Raw genomic sequence first — 20,532 nt, 5'->3', positions numbered from 1 at the left:
CCAAATATTCACTCAGGAACAGGCAACATAGTTGTATATTTGATTTTTTCCATCGCAAAGCTTGATGTCACATCAATCAGCCCCGGAACACCATTAACCATGCGTTTGTAAAAATTGTCGTAACTTTTCATATCGGCAACTTCGACCTGCATCAGATAGTCATATTCTCCGGCCATACGATAGAACGCCAACACCTCTGGCATTTGCTTAGTAAATTCAACAAATTCCTGATACCAGCCACTATTATGCTGCTGAGTTTTAATCAGCACAAATGCCGTAAGCCCCAACCCCAATTTTTCGCTGTCCAGCAGTGCCACGCGCCCACGGATAAATCCTTCATCCTCAAGGCGTTTTAATCGTTTCCAGCAGGGTGTGGAGGTAAGATTGACGGCTTCGGCCAGTACTTGCAGTGATTGAGTGCAATCTTCTTGCAACATACAGAGGAGTTTACGGTCAGTTTTATCTAACATAACGAGTAACCATAGAATAAATTTCTACTATTTGGCGATAAAGAAGGAAAAATGGCAACGTTTTTTTCTTTAATAACCGTTAATCTAGTCATCATTAGTTTACTACCTACATCGCAGGCCATGAAATGACCAACACTTGGGTAAAAAATGCTATCAGTGAAATAGAAGCTGACTTCCAACGCTCCGCTGATACTCACCTGATCCGCCTAAATCTGCCGGCTTTCCCCGGTATTTATCTCTATTTAAAAGATGAGAGTACCCATCCAACCGGTAGCCTAAAGCACCGTTTGGCTCGTTCACTGTTTCTTTATGGCTTATGTAATGGCTGGATTACAGAAGGAACAACGATAATCGAGGCATCCTCAGGAAGCACGGCAGTGTCTGAAGCCTACTTTGCCCGGCTGATTGGCCTGCCCTTTATTGCAGTTATGCCAAGTTGCACTGCGCGGCGCAAAGTCGAGCAGATCACCTTCTACGGTGGCCGCTGTCATTTTGTTGAAAGCGCTGGGCAAATTTATGCAGCATCTGAACAACTGGCTCGTGACCTGAATGGCCACTATATGGATCAGTTCACTTATGCAGAGCGCGCTACCGACTGGCGTGGCAATAACAACATTGCTGATAGCATCTTCCGCCAAATGGCGCGTGAACCTTTCCCGGTACCTGACTATATCGTCATGAGTGCTGGCACTGGCGGCACATCGGCGACCTTAGGCCGCTATATCCGCTACCAAGGGCATGACACCCAACTGATGGTAGTCGACCCAGAGAACTCAGTATTTTATGACTGTTTCTGTAACCGCGACCGCACGGTTACCGGTAGTTGCGGCAGCCGTATTGAAGGGATCGGCCGCCCACGGGCTGAGCCTTCGTTTATTCCAGAAGTGATCGACAGTATGTTGCGCGTACCCGATGCTGCCAGTGTTGCAACCATTCATTGGTTGGAAGGTATTTTGGGACGCAAAGTGGGGGCATCCACCGGCACTAACGTCTGGGGCGCATTACAATTAGCCAAACAAATGCGTGAGCGAGGCAAAACCGGCGCGATTGTGACGTTGCTCTGCGACAGTGGCGAACGCTATCTGGATACCTATTACAATACCGAATGGGTCAGTAATAACATTGGTGATCTGACCCCATTTAGTAATGAATTAAATAACCTGTAATTAACCGATAAAATTCGGTTTTCCCCTCTTGGATGACCGAGGAAAACCGAATTTTGGCAGAAAAAAACCGGATGATTATCCGGCTGGCTAATAGCTATCCTCAAGTCATCAAAAGGTGCAGTTAGGCAGCAAGCGAGTGATCCGCTGAGCTGACACCATCAGTGATTCGGGTGAGTAAGCCCGTTAACACTGCTACAACTCTAAGAACCAAGGGGATAAACCTCAGAATTCGGGGGAATAGGTGAGGTGTGGTGAACTTAGCCAATGTTGCAAATAGTGAGCGACGCCTTGTTGTTCACAGCGCCCAATAACCTGTAACTGAGGTAACTCTTGCTTCAATTGCGGTAATGCGTTGCCCATCACTAAGCCAAGACCTACCCGCGATAGCATCTCTTTATCATTCATCGCATCACCAAAGGCCATACAATCGTCCAGTGTTAAATTGAGATGATGGCTTAATCGCTCTAAAGCCGCCCCTTTGTTGCATCCACGAGGCAACACTTCAAGGCAATCAACCGCTGAAAAACAAAAATCGGCTTCGCCGCCCATCTGCTGCTCAAGCTGGGTTTTAAGCTCGGTCAATTCCTGATGTGAGGCAATAAAGCAAATTTTATGATTACCAGTTAGAGGCAATGCGCGCAGTGCCGTGAGCTGAAACTGGAAGCCACTGGTTTTATGTGCAGTCAGCAGCGCAGGGTCATTACAATCAGTAAACCAGCCATCATCACGGAAAATATGGATACTAGCACGGGTCTGCCACGGAGTTCGTAACACAAACTCCACCAGTTCTGCGGGCAAATCCATACCGTATAATGCTTCACCCTCTACATCACAGACTCGGGTCCCATTGCCAGTGATCAAATAACCATTTATGCCTGAGTGAGACAAAATCCCTTTCATATCAATATAATGTCGACCGGTAGCAAAGGTTAGGATCATCCCGTTGTCCACCAACTGGTGTAACGCATTCAATGTAGCGCCGCCAATTTTATGGTCGCGCATCAGTAAGGTTCCATCCATATCAAAAGCGGCTAAACGGTACATTTAAAACCTCGATAACAGCAAAACTGGTGGTATGAATAAAATTATGACGTACTATTTACGGAACTAATAGTGAACAATTAAATTAAACTATTCCTGATTTAGAGCCTATCCCTGTAGGCGTCATTGTTGCAGACAGTTTGAACATGGATAGCGCGCAAGAACCGGAGCGTACATGTAGTACGTGAGGATTCTGAGCACAGCCCAAGTTCAAAATGGCAAATAAAATAGTTCTAATGGGTAGATTCTTAATTATGCGCATTATTCATCGGCTGACCCAATATCAGCGCTTGTATCAGAAGTTTGGCGATCAACCTGCGGCGACCACCGTCAGTGAACTGGCAGGCTTACTATTTTGCAGTGAGCGACATGCCCGCACTCTGATTCAACAGCTACAAGCGAATGACTGGCTCAGTTGGCATTCACAAGTTGGCCGCGGCAAACGCGCACAACTACAATGCCTGAAAAAACCAGATGCGCTGCGCGCAACCTACCTGCAATTGTTCCTTGAGCAAGGTGACCATCAAGCTGCTCTCGCACTCGCCCAACTGGAACCTGAACGCCTTCAAGCGTTACTAAACCCTCACATGGGGGGACAATGGCAAGCCGATAGCCCAATACTGCGAATCCCTTATTATCGGGAGCTTGAACCGTTAAATCCAATGACCGTCAGTGGCCGGGCAGAGCAGCATCTGATTTATACTTTACATGCTGGCCTGACCCGATTTAACACCGGAGACCCACAGCCAAAACCGGATCTGGCCCATCACTGGCAAGTCAGCGATGATGGTTTAACCTGGCAATTCTTCTTACGCAGCCAATTACGTTGGCATAATGGGGAACATATCCGCAGCGAGCAGTTGTTGCAAACGCTGGCACTGCTGCGGGCAAATCCACGCAGCCAACCGAGTTTTGCCAATATTGCAACGATTACCCTGCCCCATGCTTTATGCCTGAAATTTACGCTGCTGCATCCTGATTACTGGCTGGCACATCGGCTGGCAGATTTACCGTGTAAACTATTTCATCCCGACGCCCCACTTCTGGGGGCGGGCCCATTTAAGTTAGCGATCTTTAACCAACATCTGGTCCGGTTGGAGCAGCACGAATTTTACCATTTGCAGCATCCTTATCTGGAATTCATTGAATACTGGATAACTCCAAGCCTTGTCGTGCAGTCAGCCGACGGGAGCTGCCAACACCCGGTACGTATCACCATTGGACAGGAGGAGGATTTCCCTTTAGCCCGCCCTGTTCAGCGCAGTATGAGCCTTGGATTTTGCTATCTGGCCATCAATCGGCACCTCAATAATATTACTCCCCAGCAAATAGCCAAATTGCTGATGCTAGTGCAAACTTCCGGCATCTTAGAAGAGTTATCCATTCGGCGTGGTGTGATAACGCCTAGTCATGAAATGCTACCTGGCTGGCCTATCCCCCGGTTTAGCGCCGATGAAAACCCACCATTGCCTGCCCATCTGATATTGACCTATCAACCGCCAATGGAACTTGAGAGTGTTGCCGAACAACTAAAAGCGGTATTGGCAACCCATGGTTGCACATTAGAAATCCGTGCCAGTCGTGATAAGCAGTGGAAAGATACTCATCAAATTGAAGAAGCAGACTTATTATTAGCAGACCACTTAGTTGGTGAATCTCCTGAAGCGGCGATGGAAAGCTGGCTCCAACTTGATCCGCTGTGGCGCGGTATACTCTCCCCGGCTCAATTAGAACTACAGCGACAAACACTGATACAGATTCAGCAAACTGAACTTGCGGCTGAGCGTTTCCGCCAATTGCGTGAATATTATAATGGTCTGATGCTGGCAGGGCTGATTCTCCCGCTATTCAATTATCAGTATCAGGTCAATGCTCCGCCACGGATTAACGGTGTTACCCTAACCGCATATGGTTGGTTTGATTTCAATCAGGCATGGCTCCCACCGGCCACTACCTGATTGCCAAATGCAGGTTGCTACCCTTTCGTCCGTGAACTGAGTAACATACCGCCAATTCTTTATTTTGCTGTGGGTTGGCTCTTTCGAGGCTCACAGCCGTACGAGGTCACAGTATGAAACGCGCTGTCGTTGTATTTAGTGGTGGGCAAGATTCCACTACCTGTTTAATTCAAGCATTACAGCAATATGATGAGGTCCACTGCATTACATTCGATTATGGGCAGCGTCACCGCGCAGAAATTGATGTTGCTCGCGCCCTTGCCACGCAGCTTGGTGCTAAAGCACACAAAGTGCTAGATGTTGGCATGCTCAATGAGTTAGCGGTGAGCAGTCTGACCCGAGACAGTATCCCTATCCCCTCTTTTGATGAAGAGGATGCCGATACGGTTCCCAGTACGTTTGTCCCTGGTCGCAATATTCTATTCCTGACCTTAGCCGCAATTTATGCTTATCAGGTACAAGCACAGACGGTTATCACCGGGGTTTGTGAGACCGACTTCTCCGGCTACCCTGATTGCCGGGATGAGTTCGTGAAGGCACTCAACCATGCAATCGATTTGGGTATTGGCCGAGATATCGCTTTCGTTACCCCTTTAATGTGGCTGGATAAAGCAGAAACCTGGGCGCTAGCTGATTATTATCAGCAACTCGAGCTGGTCCGCCACGACACACTAACTTGCTACAATGGGATTCAAGGCGATGGTTGCGGCCAATGTGCTGCCTGCCATTTACGAGCCAAAGGGCTGGCGTTCTATCTTGCTAATAAGCCAAAAGTGTTATTGAGCTTGAAACAAAAAACCGGGCTAGCTTGATTATTGTTCACTCAGATAGTCACTGTAATCGACCCATTGCCTTGTTCTAATCGTGACCTCGCTCATCAGAGCGAGGTATATCGCGGCCATTGCACATTTAACCAGATATTCGGGGAAAATATCCCTCCCCGGCAACAAAGCCGAGTTATCCTGTAATACCTCGATTGACAAACTCGCCCAGTTTTTCCCTTAGCTCTCCCTCAATGGGCAATGCTCTCTGACTACGCAGATCGATACAGGCAAACGTTAGTTCTGCATCTGCCACCGGAATAGATTCAGGCTCTAGCGTGACAGTCTGTTTCATCACACCACTTTTACCGTTTAGCTTTAATAACTGGCTATCGATTCGTAGCAGATCCCCCAATACCGCAGGCCGACGGTAGTTGATATTGATATTAACCACGATAAAAGCGATTTGGTTTTCAGCCATCCATTGCGCTGCTGGCTCCCCATCAAGCCATTCCCAACGCGCTTCTTCGAGAAACTCTAAGTAGCGGGCATTATTAACATGTTGGAAAACATCAATATGAAAACCCCGGACTTTAATATGAGTATGCATGACAGCGAGCTTCTCCAGACAGTGAATAAAAATTATGTACCTTCGGCAGTAAAATAGCGTTGGCAAGAGAGTACCCGCACAACTGGTACGACCTCATAGCAAGATTAGCAGAGGGAAATCACTTCATCGCATGCTTACGATATAATCTAGAGCGAAATCACAGTTTCCCTCTGCTACTGCGACTTACATTATGAAAAGATGGGGATTATTTGTGGTGAAAATAGTCACTGGTATCTGTCTGACCACAGCACATCCCCATCACTAACTAAAGTTACATTGTAAGCTTGGTATTGTTTCTCTCTAAAAACGAGGGGCCAATACCTGGAACTTCGAGTAACTGCTCAACATCAGTAAAAGGGCCGAACTGCTCGCGATAATTAACGATGGCCTCTGCCTTCTTCCTGCCAATTCCGCTCAGGAACTGGGCCAACTGTTCCGCATTAGCACTATTAATATTGATTTGGCTATATGCACTGTCCGTTGAGCTGCCAGCTGTGGTTGTTGCCGTTGCATTCGTCTTATCCGCCACTTTGGCAGGCGAAGAGCCTGCTTTTAGCTGGCTATTTATTGGAGTATGGCTTTGCGAATTGAGGTCTTTATTCTGAGTCGTACTCGTAGGGCTGACGGGAGCGGCAAAAACGACCTGCTGGATATTCAGACCTGCGAACAATGCGGTTATAACAAATAATTTTCCTATGAATTTCATGCTGTATCCTCCTTGTGTTTGACAGCATGACTACCTTGCCGCAACCTCCGATTCATCACAAAGGGTAGATTTCAGATATGCGAAAGGTCGCCAAAGCGACCTTTCTTTATTACATCGAGTTGCAGATGTATGCGAGACTCATGGCAATTATGGTTTTATTGCGGCTGCTGTTGCTCCGCTGGACCCATCTTAATGGTTGCCTGTTTGTGCAGATTTGCCATCAATGCATCAAAAGTCACACCGCTTGACCCTTCTAGCATTTTAGCGCTAAAGGTCTTCATCTCGCCTTCCGGCAATTTACCCGGAGTTACTGATAGCAGTTCGATCAGTACGATGTTGTCTTGACGATCCTGGGATAAGCCATAAACCGACTGATCTTTCTGCGGATGAGGCAAGGCAAAAATAGTCTGCACTAATTGATCATCGTCTGGTGCGCGTGACAAGGTTTTCTTCTCGCCAAAGCTGATACCAGCGGCTTTCATCGCCTCTTCGCCTTTACCTTGTTTCAGTGCAGTCAGGAGTTTCTCACCATCAACACGTGCCAATTGTTCTGCTTTCTGACGTTTCACCAACTCAGCAACCTGATCGCGTACTTGATCAAATGGTTGAATACCTTCAGGTTTATGAGCATCAATGCGGATAACAAAAGCACGGTCGCCGTCAACAGTGATTACATCTGAATTACTACCTGGCGCACCATTCTCACCGACCAGGCCACCGTCAAATATTGCCTGTACAACCGGTTTGAAGTTAACCTCAGCAGGTACTGCGTCGCGAGTAAACCAGCCGGTTTGCTTAGCTTTAGCGCCTGCTGCTTCTTCCGCTGAGGCTAGAGATTCGTTATCACTGGTAGCGGCTTCACTGACCTTTTGCTGTAACGCGTAGTAAGCGTCAACGGCTTTTTCCTGCTTAACTTGTTTTGCCAGTGCATCATGCACTTCTGACAAAGGTTTAACCAGGGCAGGTTTGATGTCATTTAAGCGAACAACCAGATAACCCACCGAAGATTTAACCACATCAGACAGTTGGCCCTTCTCGGTCAGATTCGCTTGTTTCAGTTCATCAGCCGTAGTTTCTGGTTCCAACCACCCCAGTTCACCCCCATTTTTGCGGGAAATGATATCGGTAGATTTCTCTTTTGCCATCGCAGCAAAATCAGCACCTTTTTTCAGCTCCTCTAACGCCGCTTTGGCTTCAGCTTCAGTTTTAAACTGAATCACACTGTAGTTGCGTTGTTCCGGCTGGGTATAGCTGCTTTTATGCAGTTCATAATACGCCGCGATATCTTCCTCGGTGACCGTGATTTTGTCCTGCATCGCGGCAGCATCCATCGTAATGAAACTGACTTTCATCTGTTCCGGTGCAATGAAGCTATTCTTGTTCTGGTCGTAGTAGGCTTGCAGCTCTTCATCAGTGACTTTCTGCTGTGCCTGAAGGGCTTTGAGGTCAACTGTCGCCAGACGAACTTCACGTTGCTGCAAAATCAGCTCTGACATCGCCTGTGCTTCGATAGGCAGAACAAAGCCAGTATCGCCAAACGCTTGCAGCAATTGTTGATTAATGAGCTGCTGACGCTGTAATTGCGCGAATTGATCAGGGGTGTAGCCCATCCGATTAACCAGTTCGAGATATTTGTTGTTATCGAACTTATTATCGGTCTGGAAATAAGGTGCCTGGCGGATGGCATCTTTAACTTGTTCGTCGCTAGCAGTCAGGCCCAGTTTTTTGGCGTACTGGTCAAGCAACATGTTGTTGACCAACTGCCCCAATACCTGCTGGCGTAATTGCAGCATGTAGCCTTCATTTGCGGCCAGTGCGGAGAATTGTTCACCTAATTGCTGCTGCAAGCGGCCACGCTCACTCTGTACAGCCTGTTCTAACTGAGCACGACTAATCTCTTGGCCATTAACTTTGGCTGCGAAGTCGTTGGAACCGCCAATCAGATAGCTGCCAACCCCGGTCAGGATAAAGGACAACATGATCAAGGCCAGAATGATTTTGAGCACGACGTTATTAGCAGCCGCGCGTAAATTGTCCATCATAATGTGACAATACTCCGCTGTAATATGGATTAAAACTGTTGCGCAGGTCTAAATAAACCCAGCATTCCTTGCGACAGCCCTTCGTGCTGCTGCGCGTTAAACTGCTTACTCTATTTGTTACTGCCTATTTTTGCTCTAAACGGGTCGCTGATATTCTCTCGTCAGACTAACATTTTACCCCCGTTTAGCGCTCAGCCAGTTCAACTGCCTAAGCGAAAAAAAAGCGCATCATTAACGATGCGCCTTGTATCTTACCTTACCAGCTCAACTGCGTCAGGTTATTGTTTAACACAAACAATATATACCCTTGGTACTTGAAGTTGCACAGGTGCCCGCTACTTTCACTAACCCGAATCGCTGACCTGAGCAGACTCATCGGTATTCGTTCGCTTACAACCTGGCTGCTACTTCATTTCCTTTGGGTATACGCGCAGATGAGAATTGACGCGGCAATCAGTTTACTGCGTCTTTCAAGCCTTTACCGGCACGGAAGCCTGGTACTTTAGCAGCAGGAATACTGATTTCTTTGCCTGTCTGAGGGTTGCGGCCAGTACGTGCAGAACGCTCACGTACTGCAAAAGTACCAAAACCAACCAGAGCTACATCATCCCCTTCTTTCAAAGATTCAGTAACAGAAGCAATAATTGCATCTAACGCGCGCCCAGCGGCCGCTTTGGAAATATCTGCACCTGCGGCAATTTTGTCGATCAGTTGTGACTTATTCACTCTTTCATCCCCTTTAGAATTCTATCGTCGCGCCGAAAATCCCTACGGACAACACGACAGCGCAGCTGTTATATCAATCCTATCCAACCTTGGCAAGCAGCCCAAAGGCATAAACTTTTGTCGGACAGACGAACTAACTTAGCGGCACAAAAAATAGCTGGCAAGTAGCATTTCACTTACCAGCATCAGTTTTATCAATACTTCTTGCGATCCGTCACTATTTTGACGCTACCGGCTGTGCCCCGAAGGCTGGATTTTGCAACGCGATGGCTAAAACATCATCAATTAGTTTAACCGGATGAATCTCCAGATCAGCGATAACATTGTCTGGGATCTCTTCCAAATCACGTTTGTTATCCTCGGGAATCAGCACAATTTTGATCCCGCCACGGTGAGCTGCCAGCAATTTCTCTTTCAAACCGCCGATTGGCAATACTAAACCACGCAAGGTGATTTCACCGGTCATCGCCACATCCGCGCGCACTGGGTTACCGGTCAGGCAAGAAACCAGCGCGGTACACATAGCAATACCTGCACTCGGGCCATCTTTCGGCGTCGCACCTTCAGGCACATGCACATGGATATCGCGTTTTTCGTAGAAATCAGGGTTAATACCTAATTTATCTGCGCGCGCACGTACCACTGTCAGTGCCGCCTGAATTGATTCTTGCATCACTTCACCCAGCGAGCCGGTGTAAGTCAGCTTGCCTTTGCCCGGAACGCATGCAGTCTCAATAGTCAGTAAGTCACCACCCACTTCCGTCCATGCCAGCCCGGTCACTTGACCTACACGATTCTCAGTATCAGCTCGGCCATAATCGACCTTCTGCACACCTAAGAAGTCTTTCAGGTTGTCACCGTTGATTTCGATGTGCTTAACCGTTTTATCCATCAGCAGATTTTTTACTGCTTTACGGCACAGTTTGGAGATTTCACGCTCCAGACTACGCACCCCAGCTTCACGGGTGTAATAACGGATAATGCTCATAATGGCACTGTCATCGATGGTCAGTTCACCTTTCTTAATGGCGTTGCGCTCAAACTGTTTCGGCAACAGATGCTGCTTGGCAATATTGAGTTTCTCATCTTCGGTATAACCGGACAGGCGAATAACTTCCATACGATCCAGCAACGGCGCTGGAATATTCATGGAGTTGGAGGTGGCAACGAACATGACATCCGACAGATCATAATCCACTTCCAGATAGTGATCGTTGAATGCAACGTTTTGTTCTGGGTCCAAAACCTCCAGCAGTGCTGACGCAGGATCACCGCGCATATCGGACGCCATCTTATCAATCTCATCCAACAGGAAGAGTGGGTTCTTCACCCCAACTTTCGCCATCTTCTGGATCAATTTACCCGGCATAGAACCGATATAGGTGCGGCGATGACCACGGATTTCCGCTTCATCACGCACCCCACCCAGCGCCATACGGACATACTGGCGGCCAGTAGCACGAGCAATAGATTGCCCCAGAGAGGTTTTACCCACCCCAGGAGGCCCTACCAGGCACAGGATTGGTCCTTTAATCTTGCTAACACGGCTCTGTACTGCGAGGTATTCTAAAATACGATCTTTAACTCGTTCCAAACCGTAGTGATCGGTATCCAGAACTTCCTGCGCTTTTACCAAGTCTTTTTTAACTTTACTGCGGCTGTTCCAAGGCACCTGCAACATCCAATCAATATAACCACGTACTACGGTTGCTTCCGCAGACATCGGTGACATCATTTTCAGTTTTTGCAGCTCAGCTTCGGTTTTTTCACGTGCATCTTTCGGCATTTTAGCCGCTTCGATTTTACGCTTCAGCGCTTCGTGCTCATCAGGCGTATCGTCCATCTCGCCCAGTTCTTTCTGAATGGCCTTCATTTGCTCGTTCAGATAGTACTCGCGCTGGCTCTTTTCCATCTGTTTTTTGACGCGATTACGAATCCGTTTTTCAACCTGTAACAGATCGATTTCTGATTCCATCATCGCCATCAGGTACTCCAGACGTTCGGTGACATCGAACATCTCCAGAACAGCCTGTTTATCATTTAACTTCAACGGCATATGTGCCGCGATAGTATCCGCAAGACGTGCTGCATCATCAATGCTGTGCAGTGAAGCCAGCACTTCTGGTGGGATCTTTTTATTCAGTTTGATATAGCCTTCAAACTGATTAATCGCCGTGCGAACCAATACTTCTTGTTCACGATCGTCCATCACTGGCGATTCAAGATATTCTGCCTGAGCAGCAAAATGCTCACCGCTGTCGGAAAGCGTGGTAATACGCGCACGCTGTAGCCCTTCAACCAGCACTTTGACCGTGCCATCAGGTAACTTCAGCATTTGTAAAATCGAGGCTACAGTGCCTACTGAAAACAGATCGTTGATACCAGGCTCATCAGTCGAAGCTTCTTTCTGCGCAACCAGCATGATTTTTTTATCATGGTCCATTGCCGCTTCCAGGCACCGAATCGACTTTTCCCGGCCAACAAACAGTGGGATCACCATATGCGGATAAACCACCACATCGCGCAGAGGCAATACGGGGATTTCTATGCGTTCGGAACGCTCAGGGTTCATAGAGCTCTCTCTTAGTTTAGCTTCCGCCAGATTACTGGGAATCTCGTGAAACACGAGTCATCACGAGTTTCACTAAATAGGTAATTGAGTATATGGGGACGAATGTCTTACATTCAACGATTACAATGCGAGGAAAAAGAAATGGGGGATAAAATCCCCCATTGTCATACTAACCATCTGGATTATTTGGCTAATTATTCGCCAGAAGCTTGGGCTTCCGGTTGGCCATAAATCAGCATCGGCGCAGATTGGCCAGCAATAACTGACTCATCTACCACCACTTTCTCCACACTGTCCATTGACGGTAAATCGTACATGGTATCTAGCAATGCGCCCTCTACGATAGAACGCAGGCCACGAGCACCTGTTTTACGCGCCATCGCTTTCTTGGCGATTGCAGTCAACGCTTCATCGCGGAACTCAAGCTCCACACCTTCGAGATTGAACAACGCCTGATACTGTTTGGTCAGTGCGTTTTTCGGTTCTTTCAGGATCTGAATCAGCGCGTCTTCACTCAATTCACTCAGTGTTGCAACTACCGGTAAACGGCCAATAAATTCAGGGATCAAGCCGAATTTAATTAAATCTTCTGGCTCAGCCTGACTCAACAACTCGCCTTCGGTTGCTTTTTCTGACTTGCCTTTTACCGTAGCCCCGAAACCGATACCCGTTCCGGTGTTAATGCGCTGCCCGATAACTTTGTCCAGGCCGGCGAAAGCACCACCACAGATAAACAGAATTTTAGAGGTATCAACCTGCAAAAACTCCTGCTGCGGATGCTTACGGCCACCTTGTGGTGGTACGGCAGCAATCGTCCCTTCAATCAATTTCAACAGGGCCTGCTGCACACCTTCACCCGAGACGTCACGCGTGATAGACGGGTTATCAGACTTACGTGAAATTTTATCAATTTCATCGATATAGACGATACCACGTTGCGCTTTCTGCACGTCGTAATCACATTTCTGCAATAACTTCTGAATGATGTTTTCAACATCTTCGCCCACGTAACCTGCTTCAGTTAGCGTGGTCGCATCTGCCATGGTAAACGGCACATCCAGGAAACGAGCCAATGTCTCTGCCAACAGTGTTTTACCACTACCGGTTGGGCCAATCAGTAGAATATTACTTTTGCCCAGTTCGATACCATTACTGGTATCACCATTGCGCAAACGCTTATAGTGGTTGTATACCGCAACTGCCAACACTTTTTTCGCCGGTTCCTGACCGATGACATAATCATCCAGGTGATGGCGGATTTCGTGCGGCGTAGGCAGCGAACTGCGCTCCCGATGCGGGGCAACTTCTTTGATCTCTTCGCGAATAATGTCGTTACACAAATCGACACATTCATCGCAGATATACACTGACGGCCCGGCAATTAGCTTACGCACTTCATGCTGGCTTTTGCCGCAGAAAGAGCAATACAGCAGCTTTCCAGAACCGTCTTTGCGCTTATCTGTCATCAGTAAACCTCTTCTTCAGTATCTGCCACACCCGAAACTATGGTGGCAGGGAGACTATTCTCGCTATTGCTGGACGCCACGCTAACCTTCAGCGGACAGCCGATATATCGGGTAGTTAGTGAACAATGTGCAATACAACTGTTCGATTACACGATTTGTTCTATTTACATACACTATAGTATATCGGCTCACAGAAATAAGTCGTTAGTCACGACGGGTGAACACGGAATCAACTAATCCGTATCCTACAGCCTCTTCAGCCGACAAGAAACGGTCACGTTCAGTGTCTCTCTCTATTTCTTCAAGAGATTTTCCCGTGTGAAGTGCCATCAGTTCATTCATGCGCGATTTCACTTTTAAAATCTCTCTGGCATGAATTTCAATATCTGTCGCCTGCCCCTGGAAACCGCCCAACGGTTGGTGAATCATTACCCGTGAATTCGGCAAGCAGAAACGTTTACCCTTAGCACCCGCAGTCAACAGGAACGCACCCATTGAACATGCCTGGCCCATACAGATAGTGCTGACATCAGGTTTAATGAATTGCATGGTGTCATAAATTGACATCCCAGCAGTGATCACCCCGCCTGGTGAATTGATATACAAAAAGATATCTTTTTCTGGATTTTCTGCTTCCAGAAACAGCATCTGTGCCGTAATCAGGTTGGCCATATGGTCTTCAACCTGACCGGTCAGGAAAATAATGCGCTCTTTTAACAGACGGGAGAAGATATCGTAAGAACGCTCCCCACGTGAAGTCTGCTCAACCACCATTGGCACCAGAGCCATGTTAGGTGCAAATTGATCTCGTTCGCCACTGTATGACATTACCGTCTCCTAATAGAATTTACTTTGGCGCCATTCATAACCGATTCTACTTGAGATAAGTAATGATGACTATGTTCATGCATCAAGGTCGCGTGCAAGCCGTCTGGTTACCCAGACACATTCGACGGTGGTAATCAGCCAGTGTTTCATTAACATCTTATATGAACGTCTGTTAGGTTAATTGGGGGATTAATCGTCTTTTTCAAGCCCCTGAGCACTTTTTTTTAACCAAGCGGACGCTCATTATCTTTGCCGTAATCCTGACGCTCTATTGATTGTTCATCTGTTAAGTATTGCATTTCACTTTTCAAATATAGCGCAGATTAGGGCGAAACATGCCAGATTAATCATACTATTGAGTGATTATTGTTACAAAAAGAAAAGCCCGTAGCCAAAGGCTACGGGCTTAATCAGTCAAAAAACCGGATATACCCTTTGTATCAGGAGTTGCAGAGTGCCAGCTACCGACACTCACCCGAATCACTTTACTGCTTTAGCTCATCGGTATTTGTTCAATTGCAACCTACCTGCAACGCCAATTTTTTGGCGATATATTACATCCAGCTTGATGCGCTAAAAAACATTACGCAGCAGTGGTCTGATTCATCAGTTCACTGAAGGTAGTTGGTTTTTCAGTTACTTTGGCTTTAGCCAGCAGTGTTTCTACTGCTTGTTCTTCCAGAGCAACGTTACGCATATTGTTCATCAGCTCTTTATTTTTGCTGTAGAACTCAATCACTTCTTGTGGATCTTCGTAAGCAGATGCCATTTCTTCGATCAGTGCTTTAACGCGATCTTCATCCGCTTTCAGCTCGTGCTGGCTGATAACTTCGCCCAGCAACAAACCAACAACTACGCGACGTTTAGCTTGTTCTTCGAACAATTCACGTGGCAGTTCAGCAGCTTGTTTCTCGTTACCACCAAAACGCTGTGCAGCCTGACGGCGCAGAACGTCGATTTCACCTTCAACCAGTGCCGCTGGAACGTCAATTTCGTTAGCGCTGACCAGGCCGTCAATTGCCTGAGTTTTAACACGGTTGCGCACTGCGCCTTTCAGCTCACGCTCCATGTTTTTGCGCACTTCAGCACGCAGACCTGCTACTGAACCATCAGCAACACCGAAACGCTTGATGAATTCTTCAGTCAGTTCTGGCAGCTCACGCACTTCAACTTTCTTCAACACGATGTCAAATTTAGCTGATTTACCTTTCAGGTTTTCTGCGTGGTAATCTTCTGGGAAGTTTACGTCGATGGTGAATTCTTCACCGGCTTTATGGCCGATAACACCTTCTTCGAAACCTGGGATCATACGACCCTGGCCCATTGCCAGTACGAAATCAGACGCTTTACCACCTTCAAACTCTTCACCGTCGATAGAGCCGGTGAAATCCAGAGTTGCGCGATCTTCTGCAGTCGCAGCAGCGTCAGTTTCTTTCCAGGTAGCTTGTTGCTTACGCAGAGTTTCCAGCATGGTATCAACGTCAGCGTCGTTTACTTCAACAACTGGCTTTTCTACTTCAATGCTTTCCAGATCTTTCAGCTCAACTTCTGGGTACACTTCAAACTCAACGGAATAAGTAAAATCTTCGCCCTGCTTGAATTCACCAGGCACATAGTTTGGTGCGCCAGCTGGGTTGATTTTTTCTTTAATGATCGCATCAACGAAATTACGTTGCATCAGGTCACCCAGAACATCCTGGCGAACAGATGCGCCGTAACGCTGTTCAACGATGTTCATCGGCACATGGCCTTTACGGAAACCGTCGATACGAACACTTTTAGCGGCTTTCACTAATTCGCTTTTTACTGCTTTCTCAATGCTGTCAGCAGCAACAGTAATTGTTACACGGCGGCCAAGGCCTTGAGTGGTTTCAACAGAAACTTGCATCTTGTTACCTCAAAAAAATCACAGTGCTCGGTCAACTCCAGAAGCTGCAAACAAAGCAGCACCATTACCCTTTCAGGAATGATGCTAACTCTGAAAACACCCTCTAAGAACCGGGACGGCCGCATTATACAGAACCGAGTATCCCAGATGTCAGAAGCGTCCCGAAACCATTCCGGAAAAATAAGACGCGACATTATAGCGGCGCACAGGTTATGAGTCGAGGAAAGCAAGCGAATGTTGTCGCGGTAAAATTCACGCGTGAATCGTTCCTTCGGCTAAAACTCCTGTGGCGCACTAAGGAAATAAAGGTGTCGCCTATACAGAAACACAAACGGCCCTGAGGCCGCTTGCTAAATTCTCACCTACTAATACCCTAAATCAGGCCGGAATTACTACTGTTATCCAGCCTGTTTTGGATTAATACTGTCACTTAAGCCAATGTACCTGCTAAGCCAATGTACCTGCGCCACGACAAGATGGAGAAGTTGGTACCGTGTCTTGTAACCCCGCCCACTCTTTCAGCGTGTAGGTATGTAAGGCCAATGCATGAACAGTGCCGGCCAGCTCATCAGCCAACACACTATAAATCGCACGATGGCGGCTGAGAAAGCGCTGATCTTGAAATTTATCGCTGACGATCACAATTTTAAAATGACTTTCAGAACCGGCTGGAACATTGTGGCGATAACTTTCATTAATCACCTCCAAATGATCCGGTTCAAATGCCGCTTTTAGTTTTTCTTCAATTTGTTCCTGAATCAAAATCATCATGTTCTCCTTACCGCTGAGGCAGAAAGCTGCCCACTATCTATCTATTGCAAACCCACTATCTACTGCAATATTAGTTGATTTTCGCTGTTTTATAACATTTCAGATACAAAATATCCCGAATATCTCCCTTCTGCTCATTTAAGGTATAAGGCTAATCTGATAGTCAGGGGAAAAGGTTACTTGTAAGGTCTTTAAGCGAAATGAAAGGTCACAGGGCGAAAAATCACTTTTTTTGCTGAATTTCTCTACATCAGGATCTTCCACCAGCCAATCTCAGTGCTATGATGGCGCGACTGCACATTCGCAAAATAACATGGCAGCTATCCCGCTCTGATTATTAAAGAATTCCATAACTATTGAGAAAGTGAACATGCTAAAGAAAATTCTTTTCCCGCTGTTGGCTGTTTTTATACTGGCGGGTTGTGCTGCCAGTAACAACACTCTGAATGTCACCCCGAAGGTGGTATTACCACCGCAAGATCCAACTCTGATGGGGATTACTATCAGCATTAATGGTGCAGACCAGCGTCAAGATGCTGCACTGGCTAAAGTAAATCGTGAAGGCCAACTGGTGGTATTAACCCCATCCCGTGACCTGCGTTTCCTGTTACAGGAAGTGTTGGAAAAACAGATGACTGCTCGTGGCTATATGATTGGTACCGATGCTCCAGTTGATTTGCAGATTGTAGTAAACCAACTGTTTGCCGATGTACAGGAAGGTAACCTGCGCTACAACATCACCACTAAAGCGGATATTTCCATTACTGCGACCGCAAAAAATGGTAATAAACAGGTTAAAAACTACCGTGCCAGCTACAACGTTCAGGGCGCATTTACTGCAACTAACGAAAAAATCACCAATGCCGTTAATACTGTGTTGAGCGATGTTATTGCAGATATGGCGCAAGATACTAGCGTCAGCGGCTTTATCAAACAAAATGCCCGCTAATCGGTTGTTTGCTTAATATCATTATTACTGCTTAACAGAATGCTTTGCCCCGACCTTGGGGCAGAGCATGTAGGTCTCACATGCCCAATCGCTATTCAAACCTTTTTACCCAACGTAACTCCCTTATTCTTCTGTTGTTGGGGTTTGCTTCCGGCCTTCCTTTGGCCCTTACCGGTGGTACGCTGCAAGCATGGATGACGGTTGAGAACGTCGATCTGAAAACCATTGGTATCTTCTCTCTGGTTGGTCAGGCCTACGTCTTCAAGTTCCTCTGGTCCCCCTTGATGGACCGCTACACTCCCTCGTTTCTTGGCCGTCGGCGCGGTTGGTTGGTGATAAGCCAACTGTTTTTAATCGCCGCGATTATTGCCATGGGCTTTATGGAGCCTGCGAAGCATTTATGGTGGTTGGCGGCAATCGCCGTGTTGGTCGCCTTCTGTTCGGCATCGCAAGATATTGTTTTTGATGCCTATAAAACCGACTTGCTCACCGCAGAAGAGCGCGGTACTGGTGCCGCAGTTTCCGTGCTGGGTTATCGTCTCGCAATGCTGGTGTCTGGCGGGCTGGCGCTATGGATAGCGGATCGCTATCTTGGCTGGCAATCCACTTACTGGTTAATGGCCGGGTTAATGTTAATTGGGGTGTTTGCTACCTTATTGGCTCCTGAACCTGATATCCGTATCGCGCCACCAAAAACGTTGGAACAGGCGATCGTCGCCCCATTGCGTGATTTCTTTGGCCGCAACAATGCATGGCTGATTCTGTTGTTAATTGTGTTGTACAAAATGGGCGATGCCTTTGCCGCGAGTTTGAGTACCACTTTTCTGATCCGTGGTGTTGGGTTTGATGCCGGTGAAGTCGGGTTGGTGAATAAATCATTAGGACTGATTGCAACAATTATTGGCGCACTGTATGGCGGCCTGTTAATGCAACGCTTGAGCTTGTTCCGCGCGTTGATGATATTCGGTATTTTACAAGCTATCTCGAATGTGGGTTATTGGCTGTTATCCATCACTGACAAGAATATCTTCTCCATGGGCAGTGCCATCTTCCTGGAGAATCTGTGTGGTGGTATGGGAACTGCGGCCTTTGTCGCATTGCTGATGACACTGTGTAACAAGTCATTCTCCGCGACACAATTTGCCCTGTTATCAGCGCTGTCCGCCGTTGGGCGCGTTTATGTTGGCCCAATTGCTGGATGGTTTGTTGAAACACATGGCTGGCCATTGTTCTATCTATTCTCTATTGCGGCAGCCATTCCAGGCCTATTCCTACTGTATATTTGTCGCCAAACGCTGGAGCACACCCAGAAAACTGATGAATTTATGCCTCGAACTGCTTTTAAAACCGCTTATCGCTGGGCGCTACGCTTGTTGACGGTTGGCTGCATATTGTTAGCTATATGGCTAATTTTACTGATAAGTAACGCATTGGATTGGACCGCCGCCCCACACGTAGCTGATATGTTGTTGTTACGCGGTATTCAGCTCAGCGTCGTCGGGATGCTTCTGGGTGGAGTATTAGATTATCTGGCACTCAGGCGCGAAAAATTAGCCTAATAAACTGCATTAGATGACAAAGGCCGGTACTTATACCGGCCTTTTTTATGCCATTAAAATAAGCCACCTGAATCCTTCCCTGCTCACTTATTGATATGAGTCACATATTTAAGTAACAGTTGCACATTGTTATTCACAAAATGAGATCCGCATCACTTTCAACTATTTATCCTTTCGTGCTGTGGGACTATGATGAGCGCACTTTTTGTTAAGGACTGTGTCCTTTTGTTTCCCCTGACATCTTTCAACTACACAGAGGCATTTATGCGTAAAATTCTTATCGGTGCGCTCGCGCTGACAACAGTCACTTTGGCTCCAGTTGCCCAAGCTGAATACCAGTGGGGTTTTGGTAATATCAGCATGAACTATCTTGACTGGACCCGAAGCACTACGCATAAATCAGGGGGTTCATCACATAAAGATGACTTCGCTTATATCGAGTTAGAAGGGGGGGCAGGTTATAGCTGGGGGGAGGTCTATGGTTTCTTTGATCTAGAAAACCCATTTAATTCAAAAACAGCACAACCCGGTGATAATCAGCGCTATACCTTTAAAACTACTGGCCGCTACTATTTAGGTGATACCGGTTTCAATCTGTACGGTCACGTCTATGGTACTTACTCACTACCGAGTGCTGAAGGTAATGATTACAGTAACTTCCACGAAGTGAACACCCTGTACGGTGTCGGCTATAACGCAACGCTAGCGGGCGTGTGGATGAAGCCTTTCGTGGCATTACATTATGTTGATCAAACCTATTATTCAGGTGATAACGGTTATGTGGTGGGTTGGGTTGCAGGTTATGACTTCACCGCGTTTGATGAAAAATTCAGTATTACCAACTGGAACGAGCTTGAATTCAACCGTGCAGAACGCTATGCCGCAGGCAATGGCGGCCGTAACGGTGTGAATGGTGCCATTTCACTGTGGTGGACACCGGTTAAGCAATTTACCACCGGTATTCAGTACCGCTATGCTTATAACAAGTTGGGGGAAGACTTTTTACAAGATGCTATCAT

17 protein-coding genes are annotated in these 20,532 nt (G+C 47.0%); 6 read left to right on the top strand and 11 right to left on the bottom strand.

Going from position 1 to position 20,532, the window contains the following annotated elements; translation table 11 throughout:
- Positions 1 to 8: 8 nt before the first annotated feature.
- Positions 9 to 470 (bottom strand): Lrp/AsnC family transcriptional regulator, encoded by a 462-nt coding sequence (locus V2A85_RS08530; RefSeq protein WP_083160007.1) that lies wholly within the window; start codon positions 468 to 470, stop codon positions 9 to 11.
- 125 nt (positions 471 to 595) lie between these two features.
- On the opposite strand from V2A85_RS08530, the gene V2A85_RS08525 reads away from it, so the two are divergent.
- On the top strand, positions 596 to 1,636 hold the full coding sequence (locus tag V2A85_RS08525; protein WP_083160009.1) for a PLP-dependent cysteine synthase family protein: 1,041 nt from the start codon (positions 596 to 598) through the stop codon (positions 1,634 to 1,636).
- 222 nt (positions 1,637 to 1,858) lie between these two features.
- Here the strand turns inward: V2A85_RS08525 and cof are convergent, their stop codons facing one another.
- A complete protein-coding gene (gene cof, locus V2A85_RS08520; protein WP_372558200.1) occupies positions 1,859 to 2,680 on the bottom strand; it encodes an HMP-PP phosphatase in 822 nt (273 codons plus the stop codon).
- Positions 2,681 to 2,931: 251 nt separating this feature from the next.
- On the opposite strand from cof, the gene V2A85_RS08515 reads away from it, so the two are divergent.
- A complete protein-coding gene (locus tag V2A85_RS08515) occupies positions 2,932 to 4,635 on the top strand; it encodes an SgrR family transcriptional regulator (protein ID WP_420071249.1) in 1,704 nt (567 codons plus the stop codon).
- Positions 4,636 to 4,748: 113 nt separating this feature from the next.
- Complete coding sequence (queC, locus tag V2A85_RS08510) at positions 4,749 to 5,447, top strand: 7-cyano-7-deazaguanine synthase QueC (protein WP_372558198.1); 699 nt, start codon at positions 4,749 to 4,751, stop codon at positions 5,445 to 5,447.
- 145 nt (positions 5,448 to 5,592) lie between these two features.
- Here the strand turns inward: queC and V2A85_RS08505 are convergent, their stop codons facing one another.
- The 9 genes from V2A85_RS08505 to bolA form a co-directional block, all read right to left on the bottom strand.
- Positions 5,593 to 6,006: an acyl-CoA thioesterase gene (locus V2A85_RS08505; RefSeq protein WP_420071248.1), complete on the bottom strand. Its 414-nt coding sequence runs from the start codon at positions 6,004 to 6,006 to the stop codon at positions 5,593 to 5,595.
- Between the two features lie 271 nt (positions 6,007 to 6,277).
- Positions 6,278 to 6,712 (bottom strand): ComEA family DNA-binding protein, encoded by a 435-nt coding sequence (locus tag V2A85_RS08500; RefSeq protein ID WP_372558196.1) that lies wholly within the window; start codon positions 6,710 to 6,712, stop codon positions 6,278 to 6,280.
- A gap of 155 nt (positions 6,713 to 6,867) precedes the next feature.
- Complete coding sequence (gene ppiD / locus V2A85_RS08495) at positions 6,868 to 8,754, bottom strand: peptidylprolyl isomerase (RefSeq protein ID WP_372558195.1); 1,887 nt, start codon at positions 8,752 to 8,754, stop codon at positions 6,868 to 6,870.
- A 453-nt stretch (positions 8,755 to 9,207) separates the two neighbouring features.
- Positions 9,208 to 9,480 (bottom strand): nucleoid-associated protein HU-beta, encoded by a 273-nt coding sequence (gene hupB / locus V2A85_RS08490; protein ID WP_004392663.1) that lies wholly within the window; start codon positions 9,478 to 9,480, stop codon positions 9,208 to 9,210.
- A gap of 217 nt (positions 9,481 to 9,697) precedes the next feature.
- Positions 9,698 to 12,052: an endopeptidase La gene (gene lon, locus V2A85_RS08485; RefSeq protein ID WP_005182204.1), complete on the bottom strand. Its 2,355-nt coding sequence runs from the start codon at positions 12,050 to 12,052 to the stop codon at positions 9,698 to 9,700.
- A 194-nt stretch (positions 12,053 to 12,246) separates the two neighbouring features.
- Positions 12,247 to 13,518, bottom strand: a complete 1,272-nt coding sequence (clpX, locus tag V2A85_RS08480) for an ATP-dependent protease ATP-binding subunit ClpX (protein WP_004703362.1) — start codon at positions 13,516 to 13,518, stop codon at positions 12,247 to 12,249.
- Between the two features lie 204 nt (positions 13,519 to 13,722).
- Positions 13,723 to 14,346 (bottom strand): ATP-dependent Clp endopeptidase proteolytic subunit ClpP, encoded by a 624-nt coding sequence (gene clpP, locus V2A85_RS08475; protein WP_005272733.1) that lies wholly within the window; start codon positions 14,344 to 14,346, stop codon positions 13,723 to 13,725.
- Positions 14,347 to 14,929: 583 nt separating this feature from the next.
- Positions 14,930 to 16,234 (bottom strand): trigger factor, encoded by a 1,305-nt coding sequence (tig, locus tag V2A85_RS08470; protein ID WP_083160023.1) that lies wholly within the window; start codon positions 16,232 to 16,234, stop codon positions 14,930 to 14,932.
- 447 nt (positions 16,235 to 16,681) lie between these two features.
- Entirely contained in the window at positions 16,682 to 17,002 is a 321-nt protein-coding gene (gene bolA, locus V2A85_RS08465; protein ID WP_420071252.1) for a transcriptional regulator BolA, read from the bottom strand.
- 373 nt (positions 17,003 to 17,375) lie between these two features.
- Here bolA and V2A85_RS08460 point away from each other — a divergent pair, with 373 nt between their 5' ends.
- From V2A85_RS08460 to V2A85_RS08450, 3 genes are all read left to right on the top strand, one after another.
- Positions 17,376 to 17,954, top strand: coding sequence for a lipoprotein (locus V2A85_RS08460; protein ID WP_083160027.1), 579 nt, complete (start codon positions 17,376 to 17,378; stop codon positions 17,952 to 17,954).
- 80 nt (positions 17,955 to 18,034) lie between these two features.
- On the top strand, positions 18,035 to 19,513 hold the full coding sequence (gene ampG, locus V2A85_RS08455; protein ID WP_420071247.1) for a muropeptide MFS transporter AmpG: 1,479 nt from the start codon (positions 18,035 to 18,037) through the stop codon (positions 19,511 to 19,513).
- Positions 19,514 to 19,777: 264 nt separating this feature from the next.
- On the top strand, positions 19,778 to 20,532 hold a 755-nt coding region (locus tag V2A85_RS08450), incomplete at its 3' end, for an outer membrane protein OmpK (protein WP_420071246.1).

The sequence above is a fragment of the Yersinia sp. 1252 StPb PI genome (assembly GCF_048593885.1).
In the GTDB taxonomy this organism is placed as follows: Bacteria; Pseudomonadota; Gammaproteobacteria; order Enterobacterales; family Enterobacteriaceae; genus Yersinia; species Yersinia enterocolitica_E.
The sequence above is the reverse complement of the archived record's forward strand: the minus strand, read 5'-3'. Positions and strand labels throughout refer to the sequence as shown.